The 15,053-nt window shown below is 64.5% G+C and carries 15 protein-coding genes; 1 reads left to right on the top strand and 14 read right to left on the bottom strand.

The annotated features are described in order from the left end of the window. Positions 1–11: 11 nt before the first annotated feature. From ispG to ndk, 4 genes are all read right to left on the bottom strand, one after another. Positions 12–1,340 carry a flavodoxin-dependent (E)-4-hydroxy-3-methylbut-2-enyl-diphosphate synthase gene (ispG, locus tag P3T42_RS06875; protein ID WP_074299807.1) on the bottom strand — a complete coding sequence of 443 codons (1,329 nt, stop codon included), beginning with the start codon at positions 1,338–1,340 and terminating at the stop codon, positions 12–14. 84 nt (positions 1,341–1,424) lie between these two features. Beyond that, positions 1,425–2,579 (bottom strand): helix-turn-helix domain-containing protein, encoded by a 1,155-nt coding sequence (locus tag P3T42_RS06870; RefSeq protein ID WP_429305526.1) that lies wholly within the window; start codon positions 2,577–2,579, stop codon positions 1,425–1,427. A gap of 207 nt (positions 2,580–2,786) precedes the next feature. Further along, a complete protein-coding gene (rlmN, locus tag P3T42_RS06865) occupies positions 2,787–3,938 on the bottom strand; it encodes a 23S rRNA (adenine(2503)-C(2))-methyltransferase RlmN (RefSeq protein WP_074301668.1) in 1,152 nt (383 codons plus the stop codon). Between the two features lie 111 nt (positions 3,939–4,049). Then, a complete protein-coding gene (gene ndk, locus P3T42_RS06860) occupies positions 4,050–4,475 on the bottom strand; it encodes a nucleoside-diphosphate kinase (protein WP_074299811.1) in 426 nt (141 codons plus the stop codon). 273 nt (positions 4,476–4,748) lie between these two features. Between ndk and P3T42_RS06855 the strand changes: the two genes are divergently transcribed. Further along, positions 4,749–5,447 carry a Bax inhibitor-1/YccA family protein gene (locus tag P3T42_RS06855; protein ID WP_074299813.1) on the top strand — a complete coding sequence of 233 codons (699 nt, stop codon included), beginning with the start codon at positions 4,749–4,751 and terminating at the stop codon, positions 5,445–5,447. A 189-nt stretch (positions 5,448–5,636) separates the two neighbouring features. Here the strand turns inward: P3T42_RS06855 and P3T42_RS06850 are convergent, their stop codons facing one another. The 10 genes from P3T42_RS06850 to P3T42_RS06805 form a co-directional block, all read right to left on the bottom strand. After that, on the bottom strand, positions 5,637–6,410 hold the full coding sequence (locus tag P3T42_RS06850) for an MBL fold metallo-hydrolase (protein ID WP_429305525.1): 774 nt from the start codon (positions 6,408–6,410) through the stop codon (positions 5,637–5,639). Positions 6,411–6,418: 8 nt separating this feature from the next. Further along, positions 6,419–7,555 carry an outer membrane protein assembly factor BamC gene (gene bamC, locus P3T42_RS06845; protein ID WP_429305524.1) on the bottom strand — a complete coding sequence of 379 codons (1,137 nt, stop codon included), beginning with the start codon at positions 7,553–7,555 and terminating at the stop codon, positions 6,419–6,421. Between the two features lie 111 nt (positions 7,556–7,666). Further along, positions 7,667–8,587: a 4-hydroxy-tetrahydrodipicolinate synthase gene (gene dapA / locus P3T42_RS06840; protein WP_074299819.1), complete on the bottom strand. Its 921-nt coding sequence runs from the start codon at positions 8,585–8,587 to the stop codon at positions 7,667–7,669. Between the two features lie 42 nt (positions 8,588–8,629). Further along, entirely contained in the window at positions 8,630–9,259 is a 630-nt protein-coding gene (locus P3T42_RS06835; RefSeq protein ID WP_429305523.1) for a class I SAM-dependent methyltransferase, read from the bottom strand. Positions 9,260–9,317: 58 nt separating this feature from the next. Further along, entirely contained in the window at positions 9,318–10,520 is a 1,203-nt protein-coding gene (locus P3T42_RS06830) for a tryptophan--tRNA ligase (protein WP_074299823.1), read from the bottom strand. A gap of 4 nt (positions 10,521–10,524) precedes the next feature. Beyond that, complete coding sequence (locus P3T42_RS06825) at positions 10,525–11,190, bottom strand: site-2 protease family protein (RefSeq protein WP_074299825.1); 666 nt, start codon at positions 11,188–11,190, stop codon at positions 10,525–10,527. 86 nt (positions 11,191–11,276) lie between these two features. After that, positions 11,277–11,912 (bottom strand): L-threonylcarbamoyladenylate synthase, encoded by a 636-nt coding sequence (locus P3T42_RS06820; protein ID WP_074299827.1) that lies wholly within the window; start codon positions 11,910–11,912, stop codon positions 11,277–11,279. Between the two features lie 118 nt (positions 11,913–12,030). Beyond that, complete coding sequence (locus P3T42_RS06815) at positions 12,031–12,861, bottom strand: 3',5'-nucleoside bisphosphate phosphatase (RefSeq protein ID WP_074299829.1); 831 nt, start codon at positions 12,859–12,861, stop codon at positions 12,031–12,033. 106 nt (positions 12,862–12,967) lie between these two features. Continuing rightward, positions 12,968–13,852, bottom strand: coding sequence for an alpha/beta fold hydrolase (locus P3T42_RS06810; RefSeq protein ID WP_074299831.1), 885 nt, complete (start codon positions 13,850–13,852; stop codon positions 12,968–12,970). 153 nt (positions 13,853–14,005) lie between these two features. Next, positions 14,006–14,902, bottom strand: coding sequence for a ferritin-like domain-containing protein (locus P3T42_RS06805; protein WP_429305522.1), 897 nt, complete (start codon positions 14,900–14,902; stop codon positions 14,006–14,008). Positions 14,903–15,053 lie beyond the last annotated feature (151 nt).

Below are 15,053 nucleotides of genomic sequence, written 5' to 3'. Positions count from 1 at the left end.
CTTGATACTTCTCAGTTGAGCGCGCTCGCGCGGCCATAAGTGCGCTCGACGTAGTCGCTCACGATTTGCTGGAATTCTTCGGCGATATGCTCACCGCGCAGCGTCTTGACCTTCTCGCCGTCGATGAACACCGGCGCGGCCGGATTCTCGCCGGAACCCGGCAGGCTGATGCCGATGTTGGCCTGCTTCGATTCGCCCGGACCGTTGACGATGCAGCCCATCACGGCGACGTGCATTTTCTCGACGCCGGGATACTGGTCGCGCCACACCGGCATCTGCGTGCGCAGATAGGTCTGGATCTGCGACGCGAGTTCCTGGAACAGCGTGCTGGTGGTGCGGCCGCAACCCGGACAGGCGATCACCATCGGGGTGAACGAACGCAGACCCATGGTCTGCAGGATTTCCTGACCGACGATCACTTCGCCGGTACGCGGGCCACCCGGCTCCGGCGTAAGCGAGATGCGGATCGTGTCGCCGATGCCCTGCTGCAGCAACACGGAGAGCGCCGCCGTCGACGCCACGATGCCCTTCGAACCCATGCCCGCCTCGGTCAGCCCGAGGTGCAGCGCGAATTCGCAGCGGCGCGCGAGTTCGCGGTACACGGCGATCAGGTCCTGCACGCCGCTCACCTTGCACGACAGGATGATCTTGTCGCGGCCGAGGCCCAGTTCCACCGCCCGTTCGGCCGAACCGATCGCCGACTGGATCAGCGCTTCGTACATCACGCTCTGCGCTTCCCACGGCGTGGAACGTGCGGCGTTTTCGTCCATCATCTTCGCGAGCAGATCCTGGTCGAGACTACCCCAGTTGACGCCGATACGCACCGGCTTGTCGTACTGGATCGCGGCTTCGATCATCTGGGCGAACTGCGTGTCGCGCTTGGCGCCATGGCCGACGTTGCCCGGGTTGATCCGGTACTTCGACAGCGCTTCCGCGCACGCGGGGTAGTCGCGCAGCAGCAGGTGGCCGTTGTAGTGAAAATCGCCCACGAGCGGCACCGACACGCCCATGCGATCGAGCTGGTCGCGCACCGCCGGCACGGCCGCCGCGGCCTCCGGCGTGTTGACGGTGATACGCACCAGTTCCGAACCCGCCTGGGCGAGTTCCTTGACCTGGATGGCCGTACCGATCGCATCCGCGGTATCGGTGTTGGTCATCGACTGCACGCGCACCGGCGCGTCGCCGCCGATCGTCACCAGGTTGCCGCCCCAACGGACGTCCACGGCGTGCGAAACACGACGCGGGGCCTGGCCGCCGAAAACCGGCTCGTTCGAACAAATCTGACTGGCAGACTGAATGCTGGATTGGGATTGAGCTTCGGAGTGCATCGAAAAACCCATTTACGCCGCATGCGCCGCGCTACGCGCATGCCGCACGAATTGAAAAAGCGCCGCGCCCCGCCTGGGGCCGCGACGCATACCGTATCAAGGCAGCGTCAAACGCGCCACATTGCCCTTGGCGGACGAATACTTCGCCGGATCGACCGGTTGGCCGTCGAGCGTCATCGATTCGAGTCCAGCCTTGTTGCCCACCGTGACCTTGAAAGGACCGACGCCGGACACTTCCTTGCTGTCGCCTGCATGCACGAGGCCGGAGAACACTTCCTTGCCGTCGCTCTGGCGCACGCTGAACCAGCTATCCTGCGTGACGCGCACCGCCACGATCGACTCGCCCGCCGCAGCCTCGGTTGCGGCCGACGCGCCGTTGGCCGTCGTCGCCACGACCGGCGCACTGGCAGCCTTCGTCGCGGCTGTCTGCGCCGTTGTTTGCGCATTTGCTTGCGCAGTTGCCTGAGACGCTGCCTTCGGCGCAGCCACGACCGGCGCTGCCGAACTCGCCACATCGGCCGTCGGCAACGGAGCCGGCAGTTGTGCAGCCGACGCGGCGTTATCCGTCGCCGCCTGCCCTTCATCCGGCGCCGATGCGGCAGGTGCCGCTTCATCCGCCACGGCTTCGGAGCCGCCCGTCTGTCCCTGCGCCACCGCGCCCGACGCGCCGCTCGCGTTGCCCGCAGCGCCATTGGCGCTTGCCCGCAAACGCGCCAGCCACGCCGACGAATCGCCGCCGTTGGTATGCCACATGCCCAACGCGATCACCGCGACGATCACCGCAGCGATCCCCCACAGCCACGACCGATGCTTCTGACCACCGCTGCCGCCCAGCGACAACGACACACGCCCGCGCGGCAGATCCTTGCCCGACGAAGCCGGCATCGACAGATCCGGTTCCGGCACGCCTTTTTCGCGACGCATGGCCTGGGTAAACGGCGCCGGATCGGCACCGAGCATCTTGGCATAGCTGCGCACCACGCCGAGCGCAAAGGTCGTGTCCGGCAACTGGCTGATGTCGCCCGCCTCGAGCGCACGCAGCTTGGCCGACGACACCTTCAGTCGGGCCGACACGTCGTCGATCGACCAGTTTTTCGATTCGCGGAGTTGCGTCAGTCGCGCCCCCACCGCCATCAGCGAGTCCAACCCCGCCTGCACAGCAGGCTGCACCACAGCCCGTGCGGCTGCCGGCGCCGGATGGCCTGCGTGGGTCCCTGTGTCCTGCGGGTGCGGGTGCTGCGGCTCACTCATCCCAAATCCTTTCGCGTCGATTCTTTTTCACGTGCGAACCACTGAGGCGACATGCCTCGAGTCGGTTACGCAGACCGTTTATAACAAAATGTGCGGCCTCGTGTGCCGCTTCCGATCGCTTCTGCAAACTTTCTTTTCAATACCGTGCTGCACGGCAGGTTTTTTTGCGCTTCGCCACTTCGCGACCCGCACTCCCCGCCACCGTGCTCACACTGCGCGGACCTCGATGACCTTGGCCGCCTTACCCGTGCGCTCAGCCAGACGGGTGCGGTCCTTGACCGCCCCGGCGAGCTGACCGCAAGCCGCGTCGATGTCGTCGCCGCGCGTCTTGCGCACGGTAGTGACGACGCCCGCGTCCATCAACACCTGCGCAAACCGCTTGATCTGCTCGTTCTTCGAGCGGATCAGCCCCGATTCCGGGAACGGGTTGAACGGAATCAGGTTGAATTTGCACGGCACGTCGCGCGTCACGGCGAGCAGTTCGCGCGCCTGCGCCTCGCTGTCGTTGACGCCGTCGAGCATGCAGTATTCAAACGTAATGAAATCGCGCGGCGCGACTTTCAGATAGCGCTGGCACGCCGCCATCAATTCGCGCAGCGGATACTTCTTGTTGAGCGGCACCAGCATGTCGCGCAACGGATCCGTCGGCGCATGCAGCGACACCGCGAGCGCCACCGGCAGATCCGCGCCGAGCCGGTCCATCATCGGCACCACGCCCGAGGTGGAGAGCGTGACGCGCCGGCGCGACAGGCCGTACGCGTTGTCGTCGAGCATCAGGCGCATGGCCGGCACGACTGCGTCGTAATTCAGGAGCGGCTCGCCCATGCCCATCATCACGACGTTCGTGACGACCCGCTCGCCCTTGCCTTCGCCTCCCACTGCCCGGCCGCCCGCCACGCCAAGCGAGGCGCGCAGCGCAAATTCGGCCATGCGCAGCTGGCCGATGATTTCGCCGGTGGTGAGATTGCGTGAGAAACCTTGTTTGCCGGTGGAACAGAACCGGCAGTTGACCGCGCACCCCGCCTGCGACGACACGCACAGCGTGCCCCGCGTTTCTTCCGGGATAAAGACGGTTTCAACCGCGTTGCTGTTGCCGACGTCGATCAGCCACTTGCGTGTGCCGTCGGTAGAGATGTGATCGCTGACGATGCCGGGCATCGTCATGGTTGCACGACCCTTCAACTTTTCGCGCAACGACTTCGCCAGATCGGTCATGCCGTCGAAGTCTGCAGCGTTGTACTGGTGAATCCAGCGCTGCAATTGCTTGGCGCGAAACGGCTTCTCGCCCAGGCTGTCGCAATAGGCGACGAGCCCCTGGGCGTCGAGATCGAGAAGGTTGACGGTTGGACTGCTCGTCATATCGAATCCTGCCATTTCAGTGCGAGACTTTCGTTCATGCAACAAGCTGCATGAACGCTTGTGCCGTTCGCGCCCGTTCCTGCTGCTTTACCTTACTACTTCGCCGAGCGATTAGCGCGAGTAAACGTTGACTTCCGGGAAGAAGAACGCGATCTCGACCTTGGCGGTTTCCGGCGCGTCCGAACCGTGCACGGCGTTCGCGTCGATGCTGTCTGCGAAGTCAGCGCGGATCGTGCCCTTTTCGGCCTTCTTCGGATCCGTTGCGCCCATCAGGTCGCGATGCTTCAGGATAGCGTTTTCGCCTTCGAGCGCTTGCACGATCACCGGACCGGAAATCATGAAGTCGACGAGGTCCTTGAAGAACGGACGTGCAGCGTGCACAGCGTAGAACTTCTCTGCGTCAGCGCGCGACAGATGGACCATGCGAGCTGCGATGATCTTCAGGCCAGCGTTTTCGAAACGGCTGTAGATCTGACCGATCACGTTCTTGGCCACTGCGTCCGGCTTGATAATCGACAGGGTGCGTTCGATCGCCATAAAAACTCCAGAAAATTAAGAGGTTACAGATTCAAATGAATCCGCTATTGTAGCATGTTCCCATGTATGATTGCGATTGAACCCTTACGGCATTGAAAGACTCCAACGATGGGTCTGTATTTGTCTGTAACAGGGCGCCGCCAGGGATTGAAACTCCTTAAGCTAGCTCTAATCTTAGGGTTGTACGGTACAGATCAAGCGACTGGCGGCGAACTTGCTGGCCGGCGCTGCATAAACCACGGCGAGTGACTGCGCCTGACGCAAGGAGAAACCATGAACGACCATCCCTATAGCTTCGGCCGCAACGGTGCGGTCAGCACGGCCGAAACCCGCAACCGCGTGCTACGCAACGTCTACTGGCTGCTGGCGCTGTCCATGGTGCCGACGGTGCTGGGCGCCTGGGTAGGCGTCGCGACGGGCTTCTCGCTGTTCGCGGCCACCAGCCCGGCCATGAGCATGCTGGCGTTCTTCGCCATCGCCTTCGGCTTCATGTTCGCCATCCAGCGCACCAAAGACAGCGCGGTCGGCGTGTTCGTGCTGCTCGGCTTCACGTTCTTCATGGGCCTGATGCTCTCGCGCATGCTGAGCTTCATCCTCGGCTTTTCGAACGGTCCGTCGCTGATCATGATGGCGTTCGGTGGCACGGGTGTGATCTTCGCCGCGATGGCCACCATCGCGACGGTCAGCAAGCGTGACTTCTCGGGCCTCGGCAAGTGGCTGTTCATGGGCGTGATCGTGCTGATCCTCGCCTCGGTCGCCAACATCTTCCTGCATCTGCCCGCGCTGATGCTGACGGTGTCGGTGCTGGCCATCGTGATCTTCTCGGCCTACATGCTGTTCGACGTGCAGCGCGTCGTGAACGGCGGCGAGACGAACTACATCACCGCCACGCTGGCCATCTATCTCGACCTGTATAACGTGTTCGTGAACCTGCTGGCGATCCTCGGCATCTTCGGCGGCAACCGCAACTAAGATTGCCCGCTGACGGCGCGGGCCCGCGTGTACAACGGCCCGCAGATCCGAAGCGGTATTGGCGGTAACAAGCGGTAATCGCTTCACCGCAAGCATTAAAAAACGCCCATGACAGCTTTGTTGTCGTGGGCGTTTTCTTTTGCTCTCGCGGCGGACGCCGCGCGCTCCGGTCAGAAGACGGCAGCTTCCTCAGAGGCTCAGCCAGTCGAAGCCCTCATCCTGCGAAGCCACCACAACCTCGGTGGCCGCTGTCCCCAGCACGCCGGCCATCGCCGCCCGCGCGAGTTCCGGCGAATTGTTCTGCTGGCTCAGATGCGCCGCAACCAGATGACGCAAGCGCGAGCGATCGAGCGAGGCTAGGATTTCCGCGGCCGCTTCGTTGTTCAGGTGACCATGATTGCCGCCGATACGCGCCTTCAGCGATTGCGGGTAACGGCTCGCCGCCAGCATCCGCACATCGTGATTGCATTCGAGCACCAGTGCGTCGCAGCCGCTCAGCACGGCGCTGATGTGCGGCGTAGAGGTGCCGACGTCGGTCAGCACGCCGAGGCGCCCTGCGCCATCCGACAGCACATACTGCAAGGGCTCGCGTGCATCGTGAGGAACGGTGTAGGGCAACACACTGACGTCGCCAATGGCGACCGCCTCGTCACCCCACAGCACATGCAGGTCGACATCGGCCTCGTCGGCGCCCACTGCGCGCGCGGTGCCCCAACTCATGTACAGAGGAATCGACCACTTGCGCGCCAGCGTCAAGGCGCTGCCGATGTGGTCGCTGTGTTCATGGGTGATGAGAATGGCGTCGAGAGCCTCGACGCCCGAGCCGAGACGCGCCAGACGGCGCTCGACTTCCTTCGCCGAGAAGCCGCAGTCGAGCAATACGCGCGTGGTGGTCGCGCCGCTTTGCACCTCAACGAGCAAAGCATTGCCTTCACTGCCGCTTCCCAGGCTGGCGAACCTCACGGTCCGCCTTAGTTCAGTTGCGCGTGCAACAGCGAAACGATGTGCTGCGCATCCGACGAGGTATCCACCTGTCCGTTGGCGTCGACCACCGCCACCTGGGTCAGCGTGTCACCCTTCGGACGCACGTTCACGAGGAACTCCTGCGCCGGCTTCTTCGAGTTGCCGCTGTAGAACAGCTTGCCCAACAGGCCTTCCTTCTTCAGCTCCTGCATCGAATCCGCGTAACGCACGTAGTAGATGCCCTTCTCGCGATCGCGGTTGTCGACGGCGAAGTTGGTGCGGTCGAGCGCAAGGCCCACACGCAGCCAGGCGCGGTCGAACGACTCCCGTAGGTCGAGCGTGGCGGCGCCGCCGGCCACATCGACCGTGACCGGTGCCGTTGCCGGACGGGCGTCCGTGATCAGTTGCTTCGACTGCGCGTCGGTCAGGCCGAACTTCTGCATCAGCTTGTCGAGGAACAGCGCTTCCAGCGCCGGATCGCGCGGACGCTCCACCCAGCGCGACGACGTCTTGTCCTGGCCCGTCAGCATTTCTTCCATCGCGCTATGCGTGATGGAAATGTCGGTGGCCTCGTTCGGGCCGCGCGAGACCAAGGTGCGGAAGCTGTCGCGGGTGCCCGACGAATAGGCAAAATCGACTACCTTGCCGATGGTGCGGCGGAACCAGTCGTCCGGAATATTGGCGCGGTTCTCGGCCCAGTCGGTCGTCATGATGCCGGTGGCCGGCGCATCGGTCTTCAGGGCGAAGCCGTTTTCCTGCCAGAATTCCTGCAACTGCGGCCACAACTGTTCGGGCGTGCGGCCGTCGACCACCAGCCAGCGATGATCGCCGTCGCGTTCGATGTGCATGCCGAGCGGATCTTGCGCATTCGGCACGCCTTCGGTCGCGTTGCCGGCAGCCGTCACCGCGCGCGTCGGCGCGCCGCCAAGGGCCAGGTTGGCCGGCGGCGCCACGTATTTCTCCTGGGTCTGCGTGGTCTGCAGGTCGCTAGGGACGTTCAGTGGCGGCGCAATGCTCGTGGCCTTGTAATTGACGCGATCGGAGGCAAACCAGTCGTTCAGCGTGTCACAGCCGGCGAGCGTCACCAGGGCAAGCGCCAGCGCCGCCATGCGGGTTGCGTGGAGGGGAAGTGCGGAACGTTTCATGAGGTCCTTCGTGAAGCTGGAACGCGGTGCCTGGTTCAATGCCGGGAACGCGGGCGATATCGACGTCGGTTAAGGAAATGCCGGTGACGGGCTGCTCAGTGCCGAAACCACTCAGCCAAGCAGACCCGCTTCGCGCAGCGCCGCACGCACCACTTCGTGGTAGCGCGCATCGAGCGGGGTGAGCGGCAGGCGAATACCGCCTTGCACGCGCCCCAGTTGCTGCAATGCCCACTTCGCGGGAATCGGGTTCGATTCGATGAAGAGGTTTTTATGCAGCGACAGGAGTTTCAGGTGAATCTCACGCGCGGTTTTCGCGTCGGCCGCCAACGCGGCCTTGCACAACTCGCTCATATCGCGCGGCGCAACGTTCGCGGTCACCGAAATATTGCCGTGGCCACCCAGCAGCATCAAGGCGATTGCAGTCGGATCGTCGCCGCTGTAAATGCCGAAGTGCGCCGGTGCCGATTTGATCAGGTGCGCCGCGCGATCAATATTGCCCGTCGCTTCCTTCACGCCCACGATGCCCGGCACCTGCGCGCAACGCAGGATCGTTTCGTTGGACATATCCGCGACCGTACGGCCAGGGACGTTATACAGGATCACCGGCAGGTCGACCGTTTCCGCGATCTTGGCGAAATGGCGGTAGATGCCTTCCTGGGTCGGCTTGTTGTAGTACGGCACCACTTGCAGGGTCGCATCCGCGCCCACGGCCTTGGCCTGCTGGGTCAGCTCGATCGCCTCGGTGGTGGAGTTGCCGCCCGAACCGGCGATCACCGGAATCCGGCCCGCCGTGTGTTCGACGGCGGTCTTGACCATCAGCACATGTTCTTCCACCGACAGCGTAGCCGATTCGCCGCTCGTGCCGACCACGACGAGTGCGTTCGTGCCCTCTTCGATATGCCAGTCGATCAGTTTGCGGAACGCCGGCAGGTCGAGGCTGCCGTCTTCGAGCATCGGGGTGATGATGGCAGGAATGCTGCCGCGAATCTGAGGACCGTCGCCGAGGTTGCCGCTGTGAGTGCCGTTAGCCATGAAACGCCATGAATTTAATCAGTAAACCGCGATTGTAGCGGATTAGCCAGCCAGTTCGTAACAAGGCGGGGGTAGGCCCTGGGTGTCGCCCTGCCTGTCAGCCTGTGTGCCGTCGAAGGCTGGCTCCGCCTCCAGAACTGCGCAGATCCGCTGGACGTAAGCCGGACGCGGCTGCGCGAGAAAACCATCTTGAAACGCGACCACCCGCAAGCGCGGACGGACAACGTCGAGCAACTCGCCCGGCCTCAACAGGAAGGCCGGATTGGACGGCTTGCCGACGCTCTGGTTGCCGTGCGCGAAGGTCTCGTAAATCAGCGCACCGCCGGGCGCAAGCGCCGCAAGCAGGTGTGGGAACAACGGGCGATGCAGGTAGTTCGTCACCACCACCGCAGCGAATTCCGCGCCGTCAGGCAGCGGCCAGGACGCGCCTTCGAGGTCGGCTGCGAGCGTCGTAATCAGCGGCTCGTCGCGCATGGCGGCGAGCGCTGCCGCATCGCGATCGAGCGCGCTGACCGGATGACCGCGGCCAGCGAACCAGCGCGCGTGCCGCCCTGCCCCCGACGCGACATCGAGCACGGCGCCGCCGGGCGCCACGAGGTGCGTCCAGTGACGCACCCAGCGCGACGGCTCGCCGAGCGGCGCGTGAGAAACGGTGATAGCGGGTTCGCTCATGACCTGCAAAAAGCGCTGCGCGCAGTAGGTGCCAGACGCCTCGAGGGCGTCAACAACCTCAATTGTACGAGAGGCCCATTGCCTCACGCACATCGCGCATCGTTTCGGTGGCGAACTTGCGAGCCTTGTCGCAGCCGTCGGCGGCGATGGCGCGCAGCAGCGACGGGTCGTCCATGTACTTCTGGGCGCGCTCGAGCATCGGCTGCTGCTCGCGCAGGATGCCTTCGATCACCGGCTGCTTGCAGTCCAGACAGCCAATCCCGGCTGAACGGCAGCCCTTTTGCACCCACTCGTGGGTGGTTTCGTCCGTGTAGACCTGGTGCAGTTGCCACACCGGGCACTTGTCCGGATCGCCCGGGTCGGTGCGGCGCACGCGCGCCGGGTCGGTGGGCATGGTGCGGACTTTCTTCGCGATGGTCTCGGCGTCTTCGCGCAGACCGATCGTGTTGCCGTAAGACTTCGACATTTTCTGCCCGTCGAGGCCCGGCATGCGCGACGCTTCCGTCAGCATGGCTTGCGGTTCGACGAGAATGATCTTGCGCGAGCCTTCGAGGTAGCCGAAAAGACGCTCACGATCGTTCAGCGACAGGCTTTGCGACTCCTGCAGCATCGCACGCGCCTGTTCGAGGGCTTCGTCGTCGCCTTCCTGCTGATAGGCGTTACGCAGCTCGTGATAGAGCTTCGAGCGCTTGCCGCCCAGCTTCTTCGCCGCTTCGTTGGCCTTCTCTTCGAAGCCCGGTTCGCGGCCGTACAGGTAGTTGAAGCGGCGCGCGATTTCACGCGTCATTTCGACGTGCGGCACCTGGTCTTCACCGACCGGCACGAGCGAGCCGCGATACAGCAGAATGTCCGCCGCCATCAGCACCGGGTAGCCGAGGAAGCCGTAGGTGGACAGGTCCTTGTCCTTCAGCTTTTCCATCTGCTCCTTGTAGGTCGGCACACGTTCGAGCCAGCCGAGCGGCGTGCTCATGCCGAGCAGCAAGGCCAGTTCGGCATGCTCGGGCACCTTGCTCTGGATGAACAGCGTGGCCTGGGCCGGATCGATACCCGAGGCGAGCCAGTCGATCAGCACTTCCCAGACGTTCTTTTCGATGACTTCGGGCGTTTCGTAGTGCGTCGTGAGCGCGTGCCAGTCGACCACGCAGAAAAAGCACGGATATTCGGACTGCAGCCGGACCCAGTTTTTCAGCACACCGTGATAGTGGCCGAGGTGCAGGGAGCCGGTAGGCCGCATGCCGGAGAAGATACGGTCAGGGAACATGGTTTTATTGAAAGAGCGAAGCGATAGGGGTCAGGATGGCGGTCACGGCGTCATAGCCCAGGCTGACCAGCGGCCTCAGCCAGAAGCGGGTCAGGAGGCCGCTCACCACCAGCGCCATCACGATGAAGAAACCATACGGCTCGAGGCGCGCCAGCGCAATGGCCGGGCGCGGCGGCAGCAGCGCGGTCAGGACACGACCGCCGTCGAGCGGCGGCAGCGGAAACAGGTTGATCACACCAAGCACCAGATTGACGCCGACACCGGCCGCCGCCATGCGCGTGAAAAACGGTTCGTCGACGCCGGCCACGCCGAGCGCCACGGCGAACACGCCCCACACCAGCGCCTGCACGAAATTGCACAGCGGCCCGGCCAGCGCGACCCACAGGCTGCCCCAGCGCGGATTGCGCAGATTGCCGAACGCCACCGGCACCGGCTTGGCGTAACCGAACATGAACGCCCCGCTGGTGGCGAAGTACAGCAGGAGCGGAATCGCGATGGTCCCGAGCGGGTCGATGTGACGCATCGGGTTGAACGAAACGCGGCCGAGTGCGTAAGCGGTGTTGTCGCCCAACAGGCGCGCGACGTAGCCGTGGGCGGCTTCGTGCAGCGTAATGGCGAAAATCACCGGCAAGGCGTAGACCGCGACGGTCTGTATCAGGGAGGAGTCCATAGCCGGCTATTGTAACAACGCCATGGCGTGCGTCTGTCCGCTTTCGCTCATGCAGGCAATCGTGCGGCAGGCGACGGTGCAATCGCTCATGCCGGCTGTTCGAGGCCAAAGGGCGCCAGGCTGCCGCGCCCTGCCCGCACCAGCACCGGTTCCGCCCCGGTCAGATCGACGATGGTGGACGGCTCGCATGGGCACGGGCCACCGTCGATCACCAGATCGAGCTGTTTCTCGAGGCGCGCGCGGATCTCTTCGGCGTCGTTCAGCGGCTGGGTCTCGCCCGGCATGATCAGGGTCGTGCCGAGCAGCGGCTGGCCGAGTTCTTCAAGAATCGCCAGCGTGATCGCGTGATCCGGCACCCGCAGCCCGATGGTCTTGCGCGACGGATGCGACAGCCGCCGCGGCACTTCTTTGGTGGCTTCGAGCACGAACACGTACGGCCCCGGCGTAACCGATCTGATCAAGCGGTATTGGCGGTTATCCACCATCGCGAAATTGGCGAGCTCCGACAGGTCGCGCACCAGCAGCGACAGCAACTGACGCTCGTCGAGACCGCGAATCCGCCGTAGGCGCTCCACGGCGGTCTTGTCGTCGAGGTGGCAGGCGAGCGCGTAGCTCGAATCGGTCGGCAAGGCAACCACGCCGCCGTCGTTGATGATCTGCACGGCCTGTTTGATCAGGCGCGGCTGCGGATTGTCGGGATGGAGCCGAAAGAATTGGGACATGGTAGCTATCGTGAGAATCGGACCGGCCGAAGGCGCCCTGACAGCGCGCTCATCAAAGCCGACACATCCTGCTTGCGCGGCGCACGCGCAAGGCGTGCCGCCGCAGTACCGCGCACAGTTAAAGCCAGCGTTGCCAGACGGGTGTCAGGTCGGACGGCAACTGCGGCAGACTGCCCAGTTCGACCCGGCCCTCGCCCGCCGCGTGGAAATCGGAGCCGCGCGAGGCTTCGAAACCGAAGCGGCGCGCGACCTCTGCATATTCGCGATATTGGTCCGGCGTATGACTGCCGGTCACGACTTCGATCGCCTTACCGCCGAGATCGATAAACTCGCCGAACAGCGCATCGAATTCGAGCTGGGTGTACTCGTAGCGACCCGGATGCGCGATCACGGCCTCGCCGCCGGCCGTCTGGATCCAGCGAACCGCATCGGCCAGTTTCGACCAGCGGTGGGCGATATAGCCCGGCTTGCCGTCGCCGAGGAAGCGCGTGAACGCGTCCTGGGTCGATTTCGCGTAACCGCTGTCCACCATGAAGCGCGCGAAGTGAGTGCGCGACATCATGTCGGGGTTGGAGACGTACTTCAGCGCGCCCTCGTAGGCGTTCGGGACGCCCAGCGTGGCGAGTTGCTCGCCGATGGCCTCGGCACGTGCGGCGCGGCCGTTACGGGTGCGCGCAAGGCCGTCTATCAGCGTCTGGTTGGTCGGATCGACATGCAGGCCGACAATGTGCACCGTGCGCGAAGCCCACGTCACCGAAATCTCCACCCCGCTCAGATAGCGCATGCCGAGTTCCTCGGCGACTGCGCGCGCTTCCAGCTGGCCGCCCACTTCGTCGTGGTCGGTGAGCGCCCACAAGGTGACGCCGCCGGCGTGCGCGCGGCGCGCGACGTCGGCGGGGGCAAACTGGCCGTCGGAAACGGTGGAGTGACAGTGGAGGTCGGCGTTCATCTGTGTCTTAAGAAGGTTCTACGTTCATTTTACTGCAACGCAGTAAGCCCAGCAGACGATTCGATGACGCGCAATCCTTTGCGGGATATTCGGCAAGGTAAAAATATTATGCGCAAAATCCCTCGATCAGCGCAGCAACCTGCTCCGGCTGATCGTGGTGGACCATGTGACCCGCGCCCTCGATGATCTTTTCGCGCCAGTTGGGAAACGCGCTGAAACGCGCCTTGAACTCGTCGAGCGGCACGTCGCCGGCAATCTGTGCGAGGGTCGGCGAGCCGGCGGCCTCGACGTGCAGCACCTTGGCACGAACGTTGGCCCAGACCGCCATGATTTCGTCGAGGCGATACAGGAGCGGGCTGCGCAGCTTGTGCGCCGGATCCGCCTGCAACATGAATCCGCCCGCGCCGTCCGGTTTCGACCAGTGCTCGGCCAGAAAGCGTGCGCGCTGCGGCGCGAGGCGCGGGTTGGTCTTCGTCAGACGCGCCGCGACCTCGTCGAGCGAGGCGTACCGCTTCAATTGCGGCGGCTCGCGCAATTCGTCGAGCCAGCTACGCAAACGCTTTGGCGACTGGCTGGCCTTCGCCGCCGCGAGGCCGAAGCCTTCCAGGTCCACCACCCGCCGGACCCGCTCCGGGCGCGCCCCGGCATAGAGGCAAACCACGTTCGCGCCCATGCTGTGCCCCACCAGGTTCACTTCGCCGGACGGCGCGTAGTGGTCGAGCAGCGCGTCGAGATCCGCCACGTAGTCCTGAAACCAGTAGCTGCCGCCGCCGCGCTCCGCCACCGGCCAGTCGGACAGGCCAAAGCCCCGCGCGTCCGGTGCGATCACCTGCCAGTCGCCGCCGAGCGCGTCCACCACGAACTGGAACGACGCCGCGACGTCCATCCAGCCGTGCAGCATGAACAGCGTCGGGGCGCCGGGATTGCCCCAGCGCCGCACGTGCAGACGCACGCCGCGCACGGAGATGAAGTCGGATTCGGGAGTGTTCATGAGCGGGCTGCGCCAGAAAAAAGAATGATCGTTCGATTATAACGAGATAGACGGCGAACGGAAGATGCGACGCAAGTCAGCGGGAAAGCGCCGGGTGGTCGCCGGGTGGTCAAAAGTAGGTACGGGGGAAGGTACGGCCCGTCGGCGGACCGCTTACTCCGCGGCCGGCGGCCGCTCCTCGAGCCCCGCCAGGGCGGCCAGTTCCGCCTCGTCGAAACCGGCGTCGCGGCGCGCCTCAAAATTGAACGGGCCGCGTAATTTCGGTGCGTGATACTGGTCGGCAAGCTGAACGTAGGTGCTGTGCGGATCGAGACCGCCCTGTTCGCACAGGTGGCGAAACCAGCGGTTGCCGATCAGCACGTGGCCGATCTCGTCGCGCAGGATGACATCGAGAATCGCCGCCGATTCGTGATCGCCCGCCTGCTGCAGCCGCGCGCGAATCGGCGGCGAGGCATCGAGGCCGCGCGCTTCGAGCGTGCGCGGCACCAGCGCCATACGCGCCAGGACGTCGCCGCGTGTGCGCTCGCACATATCCCACAGGCCATCGTGGGCGGGAAAATCGCCGTAGGCATGACCGAATTCGGCAAGCCGGGCGACCAGCAGCGAGAAATGGTGGGCCTCTTCGGCCGCCACCTTGAGCCAGTCGGTGTAGAAGGCGGCCGGCATGCCGCCGAAGCGCCAGACGGCGTCAAGGGCGAGATTGATGGCGTTGAACTCGATGTGCGCCAGCGCATGCAGCAGCACGGCGCGCCCCTCGGGCGATTGCATGCTGCGCCGGCCGAGCTTGCGCGGCTCGACCAGTTCGGGGCGTTCCGGCCGTCCGGGCAGGCCGGGCGGCTCATCGAGCGGCGAGGATGGCGAGCAGGCCGCGTCGCCCTGCAGCACGCTGGCGTACAGCGCCCGCACGGCGTCGGCCTTGGCGAGCGGATCGCACTGACGCAGCGCGCGCAGCGCCTCGGTGCGGGCACAGAAGGGTTCAGACGAAGGTTCAGACAAAGGTTCAGACGATGTGCGAGGCATGTCGGAAGCAGCAGAAACGGCGGAATTCATCGTGGCGGACTGGCAGCGTGGCGAGACAGGAAAGCGGCTTGGAAAGGAACGGAAACCGGCCGGAGAACGCCCAGCGACTCGCCGAGCGCCGCGGCCCAACCGGCGGCATCAGGCGGGCCGATCCGCACAACCGTTTACAATACGCCATTCG

Source organism: Paraburkholderia sp. GAS38 (assembly GCF_050434965.1).
Taxonomy (GTDB): domain Bacteria; phylum Pseudomonadota; class Gammaproteobacteria; order Burkholderiales; family Burkholderiaceae; genus Paraburkholderia; species Paraburkholderia phenazinium_A.
This window is presented reverse-complemented; position numbering and strand designations above follow the sequence as displayed.

Excerpts from the sequence above, each read along its gene's own strand:
- ndk (WP_074299811.1), bottom strand. The coding sequence starts at position 4,475 with ATGGCGATCGAACGCACCCTGTCGATTATCAAGCCGGACGCAGTGGCC.
- P3T42_RS06820 (WP_074299827.1), bottom strand. The coding sequence starts at position 11,912 with ATGTCCCAATTCTTTCGGCTCCATCCCGACAATCCGCAGCCGCGCCTG.
- ispG (WP_074299807.1), bottom strand. The coding sequence starts at position 1,340 with ATGGGTTTTTCGATGCACTCCGAAGCTCAATCCCAATCCAGCATTCAG.
- dapA (WP_074299819.1), bottom strand. The coding sequence starts at position 8,587 with ATGGCTAACGGCACTCACAGCGGCAACCTCGGCGACGGTCCTCAGATT.
- rlmN (WP_074301668.1), bottom strand. The coding sequence starts at position 3,938 with ATGACGAGCAGTCCAACCGTCAACCTTCTCGATCTCGACGCCCAGGGG.
- P3T42_RS06810 (WP_074299831.1), bottom strand. The coding sequence starts at position 13,852 with ATGAACACTCCCGAATCCGACTTCATCTCCGTGCGCGGCGTGCGTCTG.
- bamC (WP_429305524.1), bottom strand. The coding sequence starts at position 7,555 with ATGAAACGTTCCGCACTTCCCCTCCACGCAACCCGCATGGCGGCGCTG.
- P3T42_RS06855 (WP_074299813.1), top strand. The coding sequence starts at position 4,749 with ATGAACGACCATCCCTATAGCTTCGGCCGCAACGGTGCGGTCAGCACG.
- P3T42_RS06815 (WP_074299829.1), bottom strand. The coding sequence starts at position 12,861 with ATGAACGCCGACCTCCACTGTCACTCCACCGTTTCCGACGGCCAGTTT.
- P3T42_RS06805 (WP_429305522.1), bottom strand. The coding sequence starts at position 14,902 with ATGAATTCCGCCGTTTCTGCTGCTTCCGACATGCCTCGCACATCGTCT.
- P3T42_RS06835 (WP_429305523.1), bottom strand. The coding sequence starts at position 9,259 with ATGAGCGAACCCGCTATCACCGTTTCTCACGCGCCGCTCGGCGAGCCG.
- P3T42_RS06870 (WP_429305526.1), bottom strand. The coding sequence starts at position 2,579 with ATGAGTGAGCCGCAGCACCCGCACCCGCAGGACACAGGGACCCACGCA.
- P3T42_RS06830 (WP_074299823.1), bottom strand. The coding sequence starts at position 10,520 with ATGTTCCCTGACCGTATCTTCTCCGGCATGCGGCCTACCGGCTCCCTG.
- P3T42_RS06825 (WP_074299825.1), bottom strand. The coding sequence starts at position 11,190 with ATGGACTCCTCCCTGATACAGACCGTCGCGGTCTACGCCTTGCCGGTG.